The sequence below is a fragment of the Flavihumibacter fluminis genome, from assembly GCF_021491375.1.
Lineage (GTDB): Bacteria > Bacteroidota > Bacteroidia > Chitinophagales > Chitinophagaceae > Flavihumibacter > Flavihumibacter fluminis.
Genome location: NZ_JAKEVY010000001.1, coordinates 382359 through 400104, shown reverse-complemented (window position 1 = coordinate 400104; position 17746 = coordinate 382359). Strand labels below are relative to the sequence as shown.

Here is a 17746-nt window from a genome sequence, read left to right as displayed (position 1 = left end):
CAGGCTCAAATATCAGTTAATCCGTTTTTTAACCAAGCGTTCGTATGGCACAATTCTTTAAATACTTTTTTGCTGCATTACTTGCCTTGTTTGTTTTCAGCGTGATTGCTTTTTTCATGCTGATCGGAATTGCGGGTGCACTTGCCAGTAAAGAAGCGGTGCAGCTGGAAGCACATTCTGTACTGTATCTTGATCTTGGCAAGGCATTGAAAGAGCAAACCAAAGAAGATCCGTTTGCATTGCTGGAAGGAGAGGAGCCCTATTCACAGCCAGGTGTATATGATGTGGTGCAACTGTTAAAACATGCGGCCGGTAATGACCAGGTAGACGGACTCTATCTGAAAGCAGGTAGTAATGCCAATGGTTTTGCAACCAATGCAGAAATCCGGAAAGCAATTGCGGAGTTTAAAGAAGCAGGAAAATTTGTAATCGCCTATGGAGAGGTAATTCCTCAACAAGCTTTTTATGTGGCATCTGCTGCTGAGAAATTGTATTGTCATCCTAAAGGCGGACTGGAATGGACAGGATTGGGAATGGAATATGTGTTCTTCAAAAAAGCATTGGACAGACTGGATATTGAACCACAGATTTTTTATGCCGGTAAATTCAAAAGTGCTACTGAACCCTTCCGGGAAGAAAAGATGACCGAGCCCAATAAAATCCAAAGTCGTGAGTTGCTCGAAGGAATCTATGGGCATATGCTGGAATCAATTGGTGAAATCAGGAAACTGGAAACTTCCCGGTTGAGGAACCTGGCTGATAGCAACCTGGTAAGAACTGCTTCCGATGCTGAAAAACTGGGTTTGCTGGATGGCATGCGTTATGAAGATGACGTGAAAGAAGAGATCCGGCGCAAAACTGGTGATGCTTCCATCGACAAAATAAAATTTGTATCCCTCGCAAAATATGCTGAAGCAGTATCTGCCCTAAGTGGTAAGGGGACCGATCGTATTACTGTAATATATGCAGAAGGTAATATAGTAGATGGTGAAGGAGATGAGGAACAGATCGGTGGCAACAAATTCCGGAATTATATCCGCAAGGCAAGGTTGGATTCCAAAACCAAAGCCATTGTGATCCGGATCAATTCGGGTGGTGGCAGTGCCATGGCAAGTGAGAATATGTGGAGAGAAATCGAACTGGCTAAAAAGGATAAACCGGTAATTGTAAGCTTTGGCGATGTAGCTGCATCCGGCGGTTATTATATGGCATGTGGAGCAGACAGCATTTTTGCACAACCCAATACCATCACCGGTTCTATTGGTGTTTTCTCCATCGTACCCAATATGCAGGGCTTTTTCTCTGATAAACTGGGGGTAACTTTTGATGGGGTGAAAACCGGACCTTATGCCAATTCTCCCTCTGTAACGGAACCCTTGAGTCCTCTCCAGAAAAAATTCTTCCAGGAAGGCGTTGACAGTATTTATCAAACATTTTTAAGCAGGGTGGCAGAAGGCAGAAAGATGCCGATTCAATCAGTAGACAGTATTGGTCAGGGTAGAATCTGGACCGGTACCCAGGCACTCAAACTTGGCCTGGTGGATCGGATGGGGGGTATGGAAGATGCGCTGGCGGCAGCAGCTAAACTGGCAAAACTGGATGGCTACCGGATCCGGCAGTTTCCGGAACGCATAAACTGGCTGGAGCGCCTCACCGGAAATTTTTCAAAAAATGTTTCCACTCAGTCGATTCGGAAAACCATTGGGGATGATTGGCATCGGGTATATGAGCAATGGCAATCGCTGCAGGAGGGTATCGGAACTGTGCAGGCCAGACTACCTTTCGAACTTATTTTTCATTAATTAATTTTTCCTCCGGCATGCGCCTGATCAAGTTACTGATCATCAGTATCGTATTTTTTTTCCTGCTGCTCACTGCTTTTACCAGCCTGATACCTTCGACTGTAAGAATTTCCAGGGCGGTTGACATACAGGCATCCAAAGAGCAGGTATTGCCTTATTTACAAGAACAGCAACGCTGGCCGGAATGGAATCGGTGGTTCCAGGATAGTGCAGTAGCTATAGATGTACAATTCAGGCAGCAAACGGATTCCAGTCTGCAATATCAATGGGCAGCCGGAGATCGCCAATTCTCCAGTAATTTTATGTTATACGAGGTAAGACAAGGCACCACCACTGTTCAATGGTTTTTTGAATTTGAGCTGGCCTGGTATCCCTGGGAAAAGCTGGGCAGCATTGTTTATGATAAGCAGATGGGCCCGGTTATGGAAGAAAGCCTCGGAAATTTAAGAAAGCTTGTGGAATCGAATCCTTAATTTTAATAAAACCATTTTTATGAGATCCTTACTATTGGCATTGGTAGCAGTTAGTTTTATGCTTCCCGCCTGTGCACAAAACCGGAAAAGTCCGCATGAAACGGTTAGTTCAGACAATGTTAGTGTAACCTATGGCAGACCTGCCAAAAAAGGCAGAGATATTTTTGGTGCCCTGGTTCCTTATGGAAAAGTATGGAGAGCCGGTGCCGATGAAGCAACCGAAATTACCTTTAAGAAAGATGGCAGCCTGGGTGGCCAGCCTGTAAAGGCGGGTACCTATACGCTGTTTGTAATACCAAATGAAAAAGAATGGACCATCATCCTGAACAGCCAGCTGAAGCAGTGGGGTGCCTATGAATATGAGAAGCACAAGGACAAAGATGTGTTGAAAGTAAATGCTCCGGTGGGTAAAACCAGCGCGCCGGTTGAAAATTTCACCATCCGCATAGATGGCGGAAAGCTGATCATGGAATGGGATAGCACCCAGGCATCCGTTCCTGTTTCCTGATTTTCAAGAACTTTTTGAAAGGCCCCCACCAGTTGGGGGCTTTTTTCATTCCAGGCAAACCGGTTATCCTCTTTAAAAGCCTTCCTGGTAGGGAATAACAGGATAAAATAGTTTTAACAGGGATGCAACGAAGGCGGACAGTACCTTGTCAGCTTTATTGTAAGGATATGACCAATGAACACCAACTGGTGAGGGACTGCCTGAAAGGGAAGCCGGCCGCGCAAAAAGCGCTGTACGAGCAGTTTGCTGCACAAATGCTGGGGGTCTGTTACCGGTACACCAAATCCATGAGTGATGCAGAAGATGTTCTGCAGGAAGGATTTGTAAAGGTCTTCCATTACCTGGCGCAGTTCAGGGGAGAGGGAGACCTGGGAGCCTGGATCAGACGAATTATGGTTACCACGGCGATCAATTACCTGAAGAAAAACAGTCGCTATCAATACGACCTGTCCTTCAGCTCTGATCAAACCGGCCATTTGCACCCGGTATCGCCTGATAACCCGGAAGTTAGTCTGGATGCCAAGCAACTCGCTGACCTTGTAAGACAATTGCCTCCAGGATACCAGGCAATATTTAACCTGCATGCAATTGAAGGGTATACGCATGTGGAAATCAGTACCATGCTGGGAATCCATGAAGGAACTTCCCGCTCTCAATATGCACGTGCCCGCAGCCTGCTGATGACCTGGCTGCAAAAAGAATCCGAATCAGTAAAATCAACTCACTATGCCCGATCGTGATTTTGATAAATCCATTCAGCGTAAGGCAAATGAACTTCGCCTGGAGCCATCCCCTGAGGTTTGGGAAAAGGTGGCTGCGCAAATAAAGGAAAAAGACCGGAGAAGAGGTTTCGCCTGGTACTGGCTGGCTGCAGCCATGCTGGCCGGAGGACTGTCTGTCTGGTTTTTAAGTCCGGATTTATTCAAGCAATCTGTACCCACTACTGTAACCCAATCAACTACCAATGATTCTAATGCTACTCCATCTGTTTCAATCACTTTAGAAAATAATAATAGTAAGGATATCGCTTCAGCACAACAGGAGCTGCCTGCAAAAGAGGAAACTGTATCTGTTGCAAAAGGTGATCCGCTAAAAAGTTCGCAGCCAGTTATAACAGCCAACAAAGAATCAGAGAATACCAGTTTTTCTACTGAAACCAAAAGTAAAAATCCAACCGTCCGCGAAAAGCTTATTGCCCCAACTGATCGTATTGCCCCTACAAATAAAGCATCCTATGCTAACAAAGGCGAGAATAAGCAGCAGCGCCATATTGCAAAGGCTGAAAAAGCTAAAAAAACTGCCATCGCAACAGCACCAACTGAGCAGCCAACTCAATCGCCTGCTATAGATGAAGCAACTGAAAAAGAACTCTTTGGAAAAACAATCGCCGGCAATAACAATGCACCAGCACCCGGAGAGATAGAACCCAATAATAAAACGGCCGGTGATACCAAACTGAATGCTGATTTATTGGCTGCAGTTGCAAAGCCTTCTAAAACAAGAGCGCCCTGGAACCTGGCTATGCAAATTGGAGGAGGATCCGGTTCTATGAGAGATGGATTGACTTCACCCTATTCTCCGGTAACTGAAAATTTTTCCGGCAGTATTGCCTTGCAACCACCCGGAACTGCCACCACCCTGGATCCTAGACCTTCCGATATAAAAGCAGGGCCCTCTTTCCAGGCAAGCATTGGCGTTAGTAAGCCCATCAACCGCAAACTGAATTTCATCACCGGTATTCAATATGCGTATTTTTCCAACCGGATTGAAGTGGGCCGCAAAATGGACAGCAGTGCGCTTTTCTCTAATTTCCGCCTTCAGAATATAGCAGCAACAACTGCCTACACCGGTGCCGGCAATGATGGAAAAGCTTACTATAACGCTTATCATTACCTGCAGGTGCCGGTTGAAATTGGATGGTACCTCGATAACCGGAAAAGATTTTCCTGGAATAATGGATTCCTGTTTGGCGTGCTGCTTCGCACCGATGCCCTGCATTATGATCAGGCAGCAGGTGCTTATTACCAGAACAACGACCTGGTTAATAAATTCCAGACCAGTGCACAAACTAGTTTGAATTATCGCTTATTCAACCTGGGAACTGGAACCTTGTCTGCCGGTCCTTTCCTGAATTACCAGCTTTCCAATATTGATAAAACCGCAGGCAACAAACGACTGCTGACTGTTGGTTTGAATGCGCGGTTCCTGTTCAATAAACAAAAATAGATTGCTTATGAAACTGCTTATGGTAAAAGGAAAAATCTTCCTTGCCCTAATCGCCTGCCTGTCTTTCAGCGCCTGTATCAAAGACAAAGTAACCAGGACCTACACGATCCAGACGCCGGTATTTGCTTCCAAAGCTGCTGTGCTGGCAGGTATTTCCGCAGCGCCGGCCAGGGAGATAAAAGAAACCGGAAAAATATTCTGGTTGGGCAGCTGGATTTTCATGAGTGACCCTGCACGTGGTATTCATATCATCAATAACAGTAATCCGGCTGCTCCCAAGCCGGAGGCATTTATCGCACTGCCTGGTAATATCGATATTGCCGTGAAAGGGAATACCCTCTATGCAGATCTCTTTACAGATTTGCTGGTGCTGGATATCAGCAATCCATTGAATCCCGTGCTGAAAAAAACAATTAAAGATGTATTCCCGGAAAGAGCCTGGGTAAATGGTTTTTACCTGGATTCTACCAAGGTAATTGTGGACTGGATCAAAAAAGATACAACCGTTGATATTGAAGATGGTTCAAGGCCTATGCCTGGTTTCGGTTGTATCAACTGTTCTTTTGCTGAACTGAATTCCGGAGCAGGTAAGAGTTCCGAGGGGAAAGGCGGTTCCATGGCCCGGCTCTCCATCTTAAATGACAATCTGTTTGTTGTAAACACAGGCAAACTCTTGTCCTATTCACTCTCCAATTACCAGGATCCGGCATTCCAGGGAGAACTTATCCTGGGCTGGGGTATTGAAACGCTGTATCCTTTCAAGGACAAATTATTTATCGGTTCCAGCAATGGCATGTATATCACCGATATTCAAAATCCTGCCAGTCCGCAACTCTTAGGTTCGTTTACTCACGCCACTGCCTGTGATCCGGTGGTAGCTGATGATAAATATGCCTACGTAACCCTGCGTACCGGTAATTTTTGCGCAGGCAATTCGAATCAGTTGGACATCCTGGATGTTAGCAATCTGATGCAACCCAAACTGATTAAAACCTATCCCCTCAGCAACCCGCACGGACTCGCATTAAAAGATCCCTTCATTTATATCTGTGATGGAAAATCCGGATTGAAAGTCTACAATGTTTCCAATAAGCAGGCGATACAATTAAAACAGCAACTGGATGTTGACGACGCTTTTGATATCATCATCCGGGAGAACCTTGCCCTGGTAGTTGGAAAGAAAGGATTGTACCAGTACAAAATTCAGGCGGATGGCAAACTTGATTTCCTGAGCCGCTATGGATTTTGATCCTCCTGGTTATTGATAAACCGAAGATTCCGGAGTATGCCTTTGTATTTTGCTCTCTTGATGGGCGAATGACGAAAGATAGTCCGGAATTTTTCTTCTCCCAATTGTTCCCAATCCTTTGCAGTTAGCTCGAATAATTCATGAATGGGCTGGAAGGCAGGTTCTGCAGCAGGAGCCGAGAAGCGATTCCAGGGACAAACATCCTGGCAGATATCACAACCAAAAATCCAGTCCTGGTAGGAGCCATTCTGCTCTTCCGGTATCAGTTCTGCTTTTAATTCAATCGTAAAATAAGAAATGCATTTACTGCCATTGATGACCTTATTCGGTTCAATGGCATCAGTCGGACAGGCATCAATGCATTTGGTGCAGGTGCCGCAATAGTCTTTCGCATAAGGATCATCGTACTGATCCAGTTCCAGATCAGTAATCAGGGTAGCAATGAAAAAAAAGGAGCCGGCCTTCCGCGTAATCAGATTCCCGTTTTTACCAATCCAGCCAATACCGGATTCCCTGGCCCAGGCTCTTTCCAGCACCGGGGCAGAGTCCACAAAACCTCTTCCTTCCACAGCACCAATTTCTTCCCGGATGCGTTGCATGAACAGGTTCAGTTTTGCCCGGATGATTTCATGATAATCCTGTCCATAAGCATATTTGGAAACTTTCGGCAACAGCTCAGGTTGCTGCGCAGCAGGATAATAATTCATCAGTAAGGTGATAACAGACCGTGCGCCAGGAACCAGTCTGGAAGGATCTACCCGCAAGTCAAAATGATTGGCCATGTACTGCATGCTGCCATGATAGCCTTTATTCAGCCAGTTTTCCAAGCGGCGGGCATCCTCATTTAAAAATTTAGCTTGTGAAATTCCACAATAACTGAACCCCAGCTCTGTAGAAATCTCACGAATTTTTGCCCAGCTATTTTGAATTTTCACTAAAATTTATATTTTTCGGATTTTAAACGCTAAACCTTATGCTATCAAAAGTCCATTATCTGGCCCTATTTGTGCTATCCCTATGCTGTTTTCCTGCGTTTGCACAAGATAAAGTCGCCTTTAAATTCGGTAAAGTTAGTCCCGAAGATTTCAAGCAATCCCTTCCTTCCTTTGATACCGGCGCTCATGCCATTATCCTGGGGGATATGGGCTATTCACGCGTTGTTCCTAACAATGAAGGAGGATTTGGATATGAATTCGAGCGTAAAATTCGGGTTTATATTGTAGATAAAAACGGTATTGATGCCGGGAAATTTGAAATCCCCTTGTACTCCAGCACCAGCAATGATATGAAGGAAGAGGTACGGCGTTTCAATGGTGTAACCTATAACCTGGAAGATGGAAAAATAGTTGAAACCAAACTGGAGAATAACCAGGTATTTACCGAAAAGATTACCAAAAACAGGAGTGATAAAAAATTCTCCATGCCCGCCTTACGCGAAGGCTCCATTTTTGAATTGAGTTACATGCTCAAGTCAGATTACCTGTTTCAGTTCCGCGACTGGGCATTTCAGAATGAGTATCCAACCCTGTGGAGTGAATATGAAGTGGAGATTCCGGAATATTTTGACTATGTATACCTGACGCAGGGATATCAAAAATATCATATAAACACAAATAAGGATGTTTCCCGTACGTACCGGATCAATGGAGGAAGAACAGAATTCATTGGTGGAACCAGAAATGATATTGTGCTAACCGGATTGGCCAAAATGAAACGCTGGGTAATGAAAGATGTTCCGGCACTGAAATCCGAGAGTTTCATTACTACGCTGGAAAATTACAGGAGTAAAATTGAGTTCCAGTTATCCAGTATACGATTTCCCAACCAGGCGCCTAAGTTGGTCATGGAGAACTGGCAAAAGGTTACTGCTGACTTAATGCAGTCGGAAAATTTTGGACAGGCTATGGAGCGGGTGGATGGAAGTCTTGAAGACCTGATCAAACCGCATGTAGCAGGCATCAACGACCCAACCGAAAAAGCAATTCGTATTTATGAATATTTCCGGGATAATTTCACCTGGAACGGATATGGTGGCATTTACACCAGTGGCAATCTTAAAAATGTTATCAAAACAAAAACCGGAAGTATTGGCGATATCAACCTGATGCTGATTGCTGCCCTTAAATCTTTTGGTTATACGGCGTACCCAATCATTCTGAGTACCCGTAGCCGGGGATATACACATGAACTCTATCCGTTGATGGATCGGTTTAATTATGTGGTATGTGCTGTATTGATTGGTGAGAGTGATTACCTGCTGGATGCTTCAGATCCCGACCTTGGTTTTGGTCGCCTTCCTAACAGGTGCTATAACGGGCATGCACGTGTGTTAATGCAGGATCCGCTTCCGATCAGCCTGGCTGCTGATTCCATCCTGGAAAGAAAAGTAACACTGGCCACCCTGGTTGCTTCACCGCAGGATGTAAAAGGAAGTATACAATCCAGCATGGGTTATTTTAGTTCAACCTATTACCGTGGCCTGGTGCGTGAAAAAGGAGAGGATGCGGTTTTCAATTCCATTAAAACCAGATTCGGCTCAGAATATGAAATCAGTAACACGCATATTGATTCCCTGAAGAAAAAAGATCTGCCGATTAAAATCACCTACGATTTTCAAACCAAGAATGAAGAGGCGGATGTGCTCTATATTGACCCTGTCCTGGATCCATTCAGTAAAGAGAATCCCTTCCAGTCGCCCAAACGCTTTTACCCTGTTGAAATGCCTTACCGCATCGACGAAACCTACCTGCTAAATTTTGAAATTCCGGAAGGTTATAAAGTGGATGAAATGCCCAAGTCGGCCAAAGTGGGACTGAATGATGGCGATGGTTATTTTGAATACCTGGTATCTACAGAGCCTGGCCGGATTCAGCTGAGAACCCGCGTGGTATTGGCGAAAGCTTATTTTACGCCGGAGGAATATGAATCCCTGAGAGAGTTTTTTGGCTATGTTATTAAAAAGCAATCTGAACAAATCGTATTGAAAAAGGCCACTCCATGAAAAACAAACTAACTCTCTTCCTGCTGGTTCAGCTGGTACTGGCAGGAACAGTAAGGGCAGATGAATATCCTTCCTTTACCATTCCGAAAGGATTGTTGAAATATGCCAATTCGGTGATCCGGAAACAGGAAACCATCCTGGAAATTCACTCAGAAAAAAAAGTAACCATCCGGGAACATTTTGTACTGACCGTGCTGAATGAAGCCGGGAGCAAGTATGCGTACTGGAGTGAGACCTATGATAAAATGTCCAGTATCGACAAGATTGAAGGCAATCTGTACAATGCCATGGGACAAAAAATCCGCAGTCTGAAAAAATCAGAAATCACGGATTTGCCTGTGCAGGGAGCCGGACAAATGATTGTGGATGACAGGTTCAAATATCATTCCTTCGAACACCGGGAATATCCTTATACGATTGAGTACATCTCTGAAACAACCAATAATCAAACTATGTTTCTGCCAGGCTGGAGCCCGATCAGGGGGCGAGGTATGGCAGTTGAGAACAGCAGTTTTGTAATCATTTCAGATCCGGTTTATACCTATCGTACCAAAACCTGGAACATCTCAGGTAAAGGAATTTCTACCAGTAATGGAAAGAAGAAAACAGAAAAATGGGAAGTGACTCAGTTGAGTGCGGTGCCATCTGAATATGGTGCGCCTCCCATACATGAAGTAGCTCCTTATATTTCGCTGGGTGCTTCAACCTTTAAACTGGGGAATTTCAAAGGTGATATGTCTACCTGGGAGGACTTTGGAAAGTTTATAAAAACACTCATAGACGGACAGGATGAGCTCCCGGAAGAAGAGAAGCAAAAAGTAAAGGCCATCGCCGCAGCCTGTAAAACCGATCGTGAAAAGGTAGATAAGTTGTATCGCTATATGCAATCCAAAACCCACTATGTAGGTATACAGTTAGGTGTTGGCGGATGGGTTCCTTTTCCTGCCAAATACGTTGCGAGCAAAGGATACGGCGATTGTAAGGCCCTCAGTAATTATATGGTGGCCGTATTAAAAGAGGTGGGTATCAAATCCTATTATGTATTGATCCGTGCGGGTAAGGATGAACGTGATATTCCTGTTGATTTCCCTTCATCCCCGTTTAATCATGTTATTTGTGCGGTTCCCCTTGGTAAAGACACTACCTGGCTGGAATGTACAAGCCAGACTACTGCTCCTGGTTATATGGGAAGTTTTACCGGCAACCGGCACGCCTTGCTGATTACGGAAAATGGAGGTGTGTTGGTAAAAACTCCGAAGTACGATAAAACAGCCAACCAGTATCATTCCAGAATTGAGGCAATACTGAACAAAGAAGGCCAGTTATCCATCACTGCCAATAACCGGTACAAAGCCATGTTGGGAGATGATCTGCATCATTTTGTACATTCCAATTCCAATGAGGAAAAGCAAAAAGTACTCCAACGCTCCCTGGATCTGCCCCAGTATACCATCCGCGGTTTTGATTATAAGGAAACCCCGGGCGATATACCTGTAATTGATGAACAGCTGAGTATTACCGCTGACCATTATGCGCAGTTGACTGGTAAACGCCTGTTCATTGTTCCCAATGTATTAAACAAGTGGGAGCACAAACTAACGGCCGATACCAACCGCCTTTTTGATATCATCCTCAATGAAGAAAAGATTGAGATCGATACGGTGCGCATCAGTTTGCCGGAAGGATATAAAATTGAACGGGATCTGAAAGTGAACCAACTCAATACTCCCTTTGGAAGCTACGAAGTGAGTACACAGATCCAGAACAACACCGTATTATATATCCGCCGGCTGGAATTGTCGAAAGGAAGATTTCCTGCTAAAATGTATAACGAGCTCCTGCTGTTCTACGAGAAAATCTACAATGCAGACAGAGCCAAACTGGTGTTCGTGAAGGAAGAAGCTTAAAAAGAAAGAAGCTTAATTAATATGCTGCTCGATCAGTTCGCGGATCTCTTCAAAGACCATGCGCTTCTGATCGGGCAGTTCTCCTTTGGTGAAGACAATGGCAGCATAGCCTTTTGATTTGTTGATCCAGGGCCAGGTTCCATTGATACCCGGACAATTCACCAATGTCCCGTTTCCGGCAGCATCTTTTTCCTGTATCCAGCAACCAAAACCATAGTCGTTGCCTTGGGAAATGGGGGAGGTATAAGCAATGCTGGCAGCACCGGTTTGTTTTTTCAGTATCTCTTTAACCGAAGTTTCAGAAAGCACCTGTACAGTGCCCACTTTACCATTGTTGAGCAACATGGTCAGGAACTTCATATAGTCGTCCGCAGATGATTTGGCACCTGCAGAAGGGTTTTCTGCATATACACCATCACTCATGAAATTGGTTCTTTTCCAGCCCAGCTGTTTGCCCAGGCGATCGCGCATCACGCGATCAAAAGGACGCTTCGCCACCAACTCAAGTACACGACCCGCGATATTGGGACCAATATTTCCATAATAAAACTGGGTGCCCTGGCGACCTTTCATATTCCGGTCTTTTGCATAACTGGCAACTTCCTCTTCCAGGGTATCGAATTTTTTCTTCTTCAACGCGGTTCGGAAAACCGGCAAATCAGATTCAATGGTGGTGGTATGTGAAAGACACATGCGCAGGGTGATATAGCCCTTGGAATAACTTTGATAAATAGGAAGGAAATCGCCCAGTTTATCATCCAGGGAAAGCTTGCCTTCATCCACATAACTCATTACTAGCGCGGCTGTATACCACTGACTGGCAGCACCAATCGGTTCCTGGCTGGCTGCTCTTAATTCGCCAAATTCTCTTCTGTAAACATCCTTGCCATCCTTGTGCACAATCACTACAAAATCATTGCCCAGGTCTTTCTTGTATTTTTCAAGTCCCTCTGTGATTGCAGGGATATCAACCTGGTTGTTGCGGAGCGGTTTTGCCTGCGCAGGTTTTGTTTGCGCATAGGTAGAGGCTGTCAACGTAATTGCAATGGCAGAAAGTAAAATGGATCGCATAGAATTGAATTACTCTAAATTATCAAAGGGATTTGAAGTCTTAACGTTAAAGTTCCCCTCTGAGTTTATAACCTGAAAAATTTTCAGCTTTTTTCTACAGAACCGGCGTATTCGTCAGCATATATTAAAATTTACTGTCATTATTGCCTGATTTTCAGGATGGATTAGGATTTGAAGGAGAGAAGAGAACCTTGAAAAGAAAAAAATATGAACCTGAACAATTTTACCGTCAAAGCCGCGGAAATCATACAACAGGCCCAGCAATTGGCCTTTAATGCCCAGCATACAAATATTGAAACAGAACACCTGTTGAAAGCCTTGCTGGAGCAGCAGGATTCTCCCATTGAATACCTGCTGAAAAAAAATGCAGTGGCGGTGAATCAGTTGAGCCAGCAATTGGAGCAACTGTTATCCAAATTACCTGCTGCCCAGGGCGGTGAACCGGCTCAGTCTATTAGTCGCGATGCCAACAATGTGATCCTTCGGGCTGGTGCAGCCCTCAAATCATTTGGTGATGAGTTTGTAACTCCCGAGCATTTGTTACTGGCCATCCAGCAGGGAAATGACAGCAGCGCCAAACTCCTGAAGGATGCCGGACTAACAGAAAAGGGATTGATCGCAGCCATTAAGGAATTGAGGAAGGGAGGAAGCATCACCTCTCAGACACAGGAAACACAGTTTAATACCTTAAGCAAATACGCGAAGAACCTCAACGAGATGGGCCGCAATGGCAAACTCGACCCGGTAATTGGCCGGGATGAAGAGATTCGCAGAACCTTACATATTCTTTCCCGCAGAAGTAAAAACAACCCCATCCTCGTAGGTGAACCGGGTGTTGGTAAAACAGCTATCGCGGAAGGATTGGCCATGCGTATTGTCAATGGCGATGTACCTGAGAACCTCAAGAGCAAAATCATTTTTGCACTCGATATGGGGCAACTGATCGCAGGTGCAAAATATAAAGGTGAGTTTGAAGAACGCTTGAAAGGAGTCGTGAATGAAGTTGCTAAAAGTGATGGAGAGATTATTCTCTTCATTGATGAAATACATACCCTGATTGGAGCCGGTGGTGGTGAAGGTGCCATGGATGCCGCGAATATTTTGAAGCCAGCCCTGGCAAGAGGAGAACTGCGTGCGATCGGTGCCACCACCTTAAATGAATACCAGAAATATTTTGAAAAAGATAAGGCACTCGAACGTCGCTTCCAGAAAGTGATGATTGATGAGCCCAGTGTGGAAGATGCGATTTCTATTTTGCGTGGTATCAAGGATCGGTATGAAACCCACCACCATGTACGAATTAAAGATGAAGCGATTATTGCGGCCGTGGAATTATCGCATCGCTATATAAGTGATCGGTTCCTGCCGGATAAAGCAATTGACCTGATTGATGAAAGCGCTGCCAAATTGCGCCTCGAAATGAATTCCATGCCCGAAGAGCTGGATAAATTGGATCGCCAGATTCGTCAGTTGGAGATTGAACGCGAAGCCATCAAACGCGAAAACGATGAAGAAAAACTGAAAGAATTAAGTATCGAAATAGGTAACCTCAGTGTGGAGCGCGATACCCTGAAAGCCAAGTGGCAGCAGGAAAAAGAAATGGTGGAGAAAGTGCAGACTGCCAAGGCAACCATTGAAAATTACAAACTCGAAGCTGAAAAGGCGGAACGCAATGGTGATTATGGAAAAGTAGCAGAGATCCGCTATGGCAAGATACAGGAGCAGGAAAAAATCATTGCTGATTTGTCTGCTGAACTCGAAGCCTATGGCCAGCATAGCAGTCGCCTGATGAAAGAGGAAGTAGATGCTGAAGATATTGCTGAATCAGTAGCCAAAGCAACCGGTATTCCCGTAGCAAAAATGCTGCAGAGTGAAAAAGAAAAACTCCTGCAATTGGAAGATCATTTACATGAGCGGGTAGTAGGACAGGAGGAAGCCATCACGGCAGTAGCAGATGCGATCCGCAGAAGCAGGGCCGGGTTGAGTGATCCTAAAAAACCAATCGGATCTTTCATCTTCCTGGGAACTACGGGTGTGGGTAAAACAGAGCTGGCAAAAGCGCTGGCAGCCTACCTCTTCGATGATGAGCACATGATGACACGCATCGACATGAGTGAATACCAGGAGAAACATACGGTATCCCGCCTGGTGGGGGCACCTCCCGGTTATGTTGGATACGATGAAGGTGGACAACTAACGGAAGCGGTTAGACGTAAACCATACAGTGTGGTATTGCTGGATGAAATTGAAAAAGCGCATCCGGATGTATGGAATGTGATGCTGCAGGTTTTGGATGATGGCCGCCTGACTGATAACAAGGGCAGGGTGGTGGATTTCAAGAATACCATCATCATTATGACCAGCAATATTGGAAGTCATATTATCCAGCACAATTTTGAAACTGTAGATGAAGACAACAAAGAAGAAATAGTAGATCGTACGCGGGTGGAAGTAATGGAATTGCTGAAGCAGACCATACGTCCGGAGTTCCTGAACCGGGTGGATGAAATCATCATGTTCCAGCCCCTGATGCGCAATGATATCCGGAACATCATCAAGATCCAACTGGAGAACCTGCGCCAGCTCATTGCTAAAAATGGCATTGAGCTCAAGTTCAGCGAATATGCATTGGATTACCTGGCAGAACATGGATTTGATCCCGTATTTGGTGCAAGGCCCCTGAAGCGGTTGATCCAGAAGGAAATTGTCAACCAGTTGAGCAAGCGCATCCTGATGGGCGATATCGAGAAAAATAAAACCGTACTGGTAGATGTGTTTGATGGAGTGGTGGTATTTCGAAATGAATAAGTAAATTCCGGTATGTGTTACTATAACAGGCTGATTGTTCCGGAAAGCAGGGTGTTCACCATAGGTGATATGACCCTGAGCTTGCCGGATCAATCGGCCTTAATTTATGCCATGCAGAGTGGGTTCGAATATGGCAGCTGGCCAATTGTGCGGGCAGCTGAAACAGGCGGACTCGAAATCGTGCAGGCGCATTGGGAATTCCTGGCGCCCTGGGTGAAGAGCTGGAAAGAAGTGGAGACCGCGCGCCAGAAATATACTACCCTCAATGCGATCGGGGAAAACATGCTGGCCTCCAACCTGTACAAAGAGGCGGCGATAAAACGTCGCTGCCTGGTGCCTTCTTCAGGGTTTTATGAATGGCGACATGTAAGGCTGGAAGGTGCGAAAAAAGAAACCGCAGTGCCTTATTTTGTGTTTTTACCCGACCGGTCAGTGTTTTATATGGCGGGAATCTGGCAAGCCTGGACTGATCGGGAAACCGGGGAGCATGTCATAAGCTTTGCCATCGTAACCACCGCCGCCAATGAACTGATGAGCAAAGTGCACAATAAGAAGCAACGAATGCCCCTGATTTTGCCGGATGAGCTGGCCCTGGAATGGCTGAAACCCATGCTGGAAGCGCATCGCGTGCAGGAGCTGACTCATTACCAACTGGATCCGGGGCTGATGGAGGCATACACCATTTCAAAAGATTTCCGGCAGGCCCTTGACCCCGTGGAACCTGTCGAGGTGGAGGGATTACCTGCCCTTTAATTCACCGGTCGGGTGGCACCGGTCGGGTGCCACCCGACCGGTAAAATGAACGACATGATCAAAGCAAGCCTAATCATTGAGAAGTTCGGGCAGCAGGGAGAAAAAACCGGCTGGTCTTATCTGCTGATTTCCAAGGAGATGGCAGAAAAGCTCAACCCGGGTTGCAGGGTATCTTTCCGGGTAAAGGGCAAGCTGGATGAGCTGGCCATAACTGGCCAGGCATTGATCCCCATGGGGGAAGGTGCATTTATTCTCCCTTTAAAAGCCGATATTCGCAAAAAACTGGGAAAGCAAAAAGGGGCAACGGTCCACCTAAACCTGGAATGGGACCCCGCAGATCCTGAATTAGACCCCGATCTGCTCGCCTGTTTGGAAGATGAACCGGCTGCTAATCAATGGTTTAACTCATTGACTCCGGGACACCAGCGCTATTTCAGCAAATGGATATCGGATGCCAAAACGGAGACCACCCGGGCCAAACGAATCGCCCAGGCGGTGGATGCTTTGGCGAAGCAGTGGGACTACGGCCAAATGATTCGCGCCAACAAGAAACAACTATTTGACAAGTAAGATTGTCTTATACATATACCAACTAACTGCTCCAGTAAAAAAAAGGAGCAATATGTCAATACAGAACAAGATAGAAATTATCGAACCCCGGACCATCTGGATAGGTAATGAAAAGGCCCCCGTGCGCGTCATCATGTACGGCGATTATGAAAGTGAAGCCTGTGCCAAAGCACAGGAAGCAATCGATTTGTTATTGAAACAGTATCCTGAGCAGATCCGGTTTCAATACCGCCACTTTCCTTTAACCAGGGTGCACCAGCATTCCCATAAAGCCGCCGAGGCAGCAGTAGCTGCTGTGCAGGAGGGCAAATTCTGGGAGATGCATCACCTGCTTTTTGCGCATCGCAGAAGACTGGGACCGATCAGCCTGAAAGAATATGCCAGGGAAGCCGGCGTGATGGACAAAAACCTGATCCCCAAACTGGTGGATTCTGTCTATGGCTGGACAGTAAGAGCTGATTTATTGGAAGGCGTTGACAAAGGCGTGCGGGATGTACCTGCCATCTTTATCAACGATGAGCGCTATGAAGGCAAGCCTACACATTCCGCACTCGTCAAGCATTTGCAGGAATACCTGCCTGCCAAGAAAAAGAGAGCCTGACAAGAAGGATCAATCAAAAAAAACTATATTGGAATCATGAAAAATTCATGGTTCCTTTTTTTATGCCTGCTGCTCTCAGCCAGCAGTATGGCCCAGGTAAAAATAATGGGCACCCAGGCCGTGGTAGCAACCGATCGGGATGGCAGAGGTATGATCAGTAATTACAAAGAAGTGCAGGGAACTCCTTTTGTCAGTGATGATTGGCAGGAAGGAACCATCATTTTCAGTAATGGGCTAAAAGAGAAATCCAGCCAATTGAATTTTGATCTGTACAGTAACAAACCGCTTTTTCGCGAAGGCAACCAGCTCTATAATTTTCAGGAACCTGTAAAGGAAATCAGTTACCAGGGCCTTTGGAATGGCCAACCCAAACAACTCATCTTTCGAAATGAATACCCCGCTATCGGGAATCTGTCCCGCAGTTTTTATTACCGGGTCGAAGCAGATGGCGCACGCTTTCATCTGCTACAGTTCGTGGAGAAAGTAGTCAACCAGGAAATGGTCAGCATTGGTACGTATGAAAAGAAATTTGTGCAGCAGGACGACTGGTACCTTTATGATGTGGCCGCCGGAAAACTGATCAAGTTACCCCGATCTAAAAAAGACCTGGCGCAGGCTGTAAGCGGATTATCTCCCGCTCTGGGAGAATACATCAAAAGCAAGAATCCCAATCCCAAGGATGCAGAAAGCATGGCAGCGATGGTGAAAACACTGAATCAGTAAGTTAGGAGGGTTGATACAAGTATATACCAAAAATATATACCTTTGTAAAAAGTT

Annotated in this window: 15 protein-coding genes; 13 read left to right on the top strand and 2 right to left on the bottom strand. The window is 45.5% G+C overall.

The window, feature by feature from the left end; all coding sequences use genetic code 11:
- Nucleotides 1-44: 44 nt before the first annotated feature.
- From sppA to L0U88_RS01840, 6 genes are all read left to right on the top strand, one after another.
- Nucleotides 45-1802, top strand: a complete 1758-nt coding sequence (gene sppA, locus L0U88_RS01865; RefSeq protein ID WP_234863903.1) for a signal peptide peptidase SppA — start codon at nucleotides 45-47, stop codon at nucleotides 1800-1802.
- A 17-nt stretch (nucleotides 1803-1819) separates the two neighbouring features.
- Nucleotides 1820-2275, top strand: coding sequence for an SRPBCC family protein (locus tag L0U88_RS01860; protein WP_234863902.1), 456 nt, complete (start codon nucleotides 1820-1822; stop codon nucleotides 2273-2275).
- Nucleotides 2276-2294: 19 nt separating this feature from the next.
- Nucleotides 2295-2783: a DUF2911 domain-containing protein gene (locus L0U88_RS01855; protein ID WP_234863901.1), complete on the top strand. Its 489-nt coding sequence runs from the start codon at nucleotides 2295-2297 to the stop codon at nucleotides 2781-2783.
- 167 nt (nucleotides 2784-2950) lie between these two features.
- Nucleotides 2951-3523, top strand: a complete 573-nt coding sequence (locus L0U88_RS01850) for an RNA polymerase sigma factor (protein WP_234863900.1) — start codon at nucleotides 2951-2953, stop codon at nucleotides 3521-3523.
- Complete coding sequence (locus L0U88_RS01845; RefSeq protein WP_234863899.1) at nucleotides 3510-5009, top strand: outer membrane beta-barrel protein; 1500 nt, start codon at nucleotides 3510-3512, stop codon at nucleotides 5007-5009. Before L0U88_RS01850 ends, L0U88_RS01845 begins: the two co-directional genes overlap by 14 nt.
- Before the next feature lie 7 nt (nucleotides 5010-5016).
- Nucleotides 5017-6258 carry an LVIVD repeat-containing protein gene (locus L0U88_RS01840; RefSeq protein WP_234863898.1) on the top strand — a complete coding sequence of 414 codons (1242 nt, stop codon included), beginning with the start codon at nucleotides 5017-5019 and terminating at the stop codon, nucleotides 6256-6258.
- Here L0U88_RS01840 and queG read toward each other — a convergent pair.
- Nucleotides 6246-7193, bottom strand: a complete 948-nt coding sequence (gene queG / locus L0U88_RS01835; protein ID WP_234863897.1) for a tRNA epoxyqueuosine(34) reductase QueG — start codon at nucleotides 7191-7193, stop codon at nucleotides 6246-6248. The two genes, L0U88_RS01840 and queG, sit on opposite strands and share 13 nt — an antisense overlap.
- Before the next feature lie 38 nt (nucleotides 7194-7231).
- Between queG and L0U88_RS01830 the strand changes: the two genes are divergently transcribed.
- Together L0U88_RS01830 and L0U88_RS01825 are read left to right on the top strand one after the other, a co-directional pair.
- Nucleotides 7232-9259: a DUF3858 domain-containing protein gene (locus L0U88_RS01830; protein ID WP_234863896.1), complete on the top strand. Its 2028-nt coding sequence runs from the start codon at nucleotides 7232-7234 to the stop codon at nucleotides 9257-9259.
- Nucleotides 9256-11166, top strand: a complete 1911-nt coding sequence (locus L0U88_RS01825) for a DUF3858 domain-containing protein (protein WP_234863895.1) — start codon at nucleotides 9256-9258, stop codon at nucleotides 11164-11166. The genes L0U88_RS01830 and L0U88_RS01825 overlap by 4 nt, the downstream gene beginning before the upstream one ends.
- Nucleotides 11167-11178: 12 nt before the next feature.
- Here L0U88_RS01825 and L0U88_RS01820 read toward each other — a convergent pair whose 3' ends face one another.
- Nucleotides 11179-12237 (bottom strand): serine hydrolase domain-containing protein, encoded by a 1059-nt coding sequence (locus tag L0U88_RS01820; protein WP_234863894.1) that lies wholly within the window; start codon nucleotides 12235-12237, stop codon nucleotides 11179-11181.
- A 207-nt stretch (nucleotides 12238-12444) separates the two neighbouring features.
- Here L0U88_RS01820 and clpB point away from each other — a divergent pair, with 207 nt between their 5' ends.
- Genes clpB through L0U88_RS01795 form a run of 5 tightly spaced genes read left to right on the top strand, consistent with a single transcriptional unit; the run spans nucleotide 12445 to nucleotide 17692 of the window.
- Nucleotides 12445-15045, top strand: a complete 2601-nt coding sequence (clpB, locus tag L0U88_RS01815; protein ID WP_234863893.1) for an ATP-dependent chaperone ClpB — start codon at nucleotides 12445-12447, stop codon at nucleotides 15043-15045.
- 12 nt (nucleotides 15046-15057) lie between these two features.
- Nucleotides 15058-15798: an SOS response-associated peptidase gene (locus tag L0U88_RS01810; protein WP_234863892.1), complete on the top strand. Its 741-nt coding sequence runs from the start codon at nucleotides 15058-15060 to the stop codon at nucleotides 15796-15798.
- A gap of 54 nt (nucleotides 15799-15852) precedes the next feature.
- Nucleotides 15853-16368 carry a YdeI/OmpD-associated family protein gene (locus tag L0U88_RS01805; RefSeq protein WP_234863891.1) on the top strand — a complete coding sequence of 172 codons (516 nt, stop codon included), beginning with the start codon at nucleotides 15853-15855 and terminating at the stop codon, nucleotides 16366-16368.
- A 52-nt stretch (nucleotides 16369-16420) separates the two neighbouring features.
- The gene (locus tag L0U88_RS01800) at nucleotides 16421-16969 is read left to right on the top strand and encodes a DsbA family protein (RefSeq protein WP_234863890.1); all 549 of its coding nucleotides are present in this window, start codon (nucleotides 16421-16423) and stop codon (nucleotides 16967-16969) included.
- A gap of 36 nt (nucleotides 16970-17005) precedes the next feature.
- A complete protein-coding gene (locus L0U88_RS01795) occupies nucleotides 17006-17692 on the top strand; it encodes a hypothetical protein (RefSeq protein WP_234863889.1) in 687 nt (228 codons plus the stop codon).
- Nucleotides 17693-17746: the final 54 nt, after the last annotated feature.

Excerpts from the sequence above, each read along its gene's own strand:
- sppA (WP_234863903.1), top strand. The coding sequence starts at position 45 with ATGGCACAATTCTTTAAATACTTTTTTGCTGCATTACTTGCCTTGTTT.
- L0U88_RS01860 (WP_234863902.1), top strand. The coding sequence starts at position 1,820 with ATGCGCCTGATCAAGTTACTGATCATCAGTATCGTATTTTTTTTCCTG.
- L0U88_RS01855 (WP_234863901.1), top strand. The coding sequence starts at position 2,295 with ATGAGATCCTTACTATTGGCATTGGTAGCAGTTAGTTTTATGCTTCCC.
- L0U88_RS01850 (WP_234863900.1), top strand. The coding sequence starts at position 2,951 with ATGACCAATGAACACCAACTGGTGAGGGACTGCCTGAAAGGGAAGCCG.
- L0U88_RS01845 (WP_234863899.1), top strand. The coding sequence starts at position 3,510 with ATGCCCGATCGTGATTTTGATAAATCCATTCAGCGTAAGGCAAATGAA.
- L0U88_RS01840 (WP_234863898.1), top strand. The coding sequence starts at position 5,017 with ATGAAACTGCTTATGGTAAAAGGAAAAATCTTCCTTGCCCTAATCGCC.
- L0U88_RS01830 (WP_234863896.1), top strand. The coding sequence starts at position 7,232 with ATGCTATCAAAAGTCCATTATCTGGCCCTATTTGTGCTATCCCTATGC.
- L0U88_RS01825 (WP_234863895.1), top strand. The coding sequence starts at position 9,256 with ATGAAAAACAAACTAACTCTCTTCCTGCTGGTTCAGCTGGTACTGGCA.
- L0U88_RS01820 (WP_234863894.1), bottom strand. The coding sequence starts at position 12,237 with ATGCGATCCATTTTACTTTCTGCCATTGCAATTACGTTGACAGCCTCT.
- clpB (WP_234863893.1), top strand. The coding sequence starts at position 12,445 with ATGAACCTGAACAATTTTACCGTCAAAGCCGCGGAAATCATACAACAG.
- L0U88_RS01810 (WP_234863892.1), top strand. The coding sequence starts at position 15,058 with ATGTGTTACTATAACAGGCTGATTGTTCCGGAAAGCAGGGTGTTCACC.
- L0U88_RS01805 (WP_234863891.1), top strand. The coding sequence starts at position 15,853 with ATGATCAAAGCAAGCCTAATCATTGAGAAGTTCGGGCAGCAGGGAGAA.
- L0U88_RS01800 (WP_234863890.1), top strand. The coding sequence starts at position 16,421 with ATGTCAATACAGAACAAGATAGAAATTATCGAACCCCGGACCATCTGG.
- L0U88_RS01795 (WP_234863889.1), top strand. The coding sequence starts at position 17,006 with ATGAAAAATTCATGGTTCCTTTTTTTATGCCTGCTGCTCTCAGCCAGC.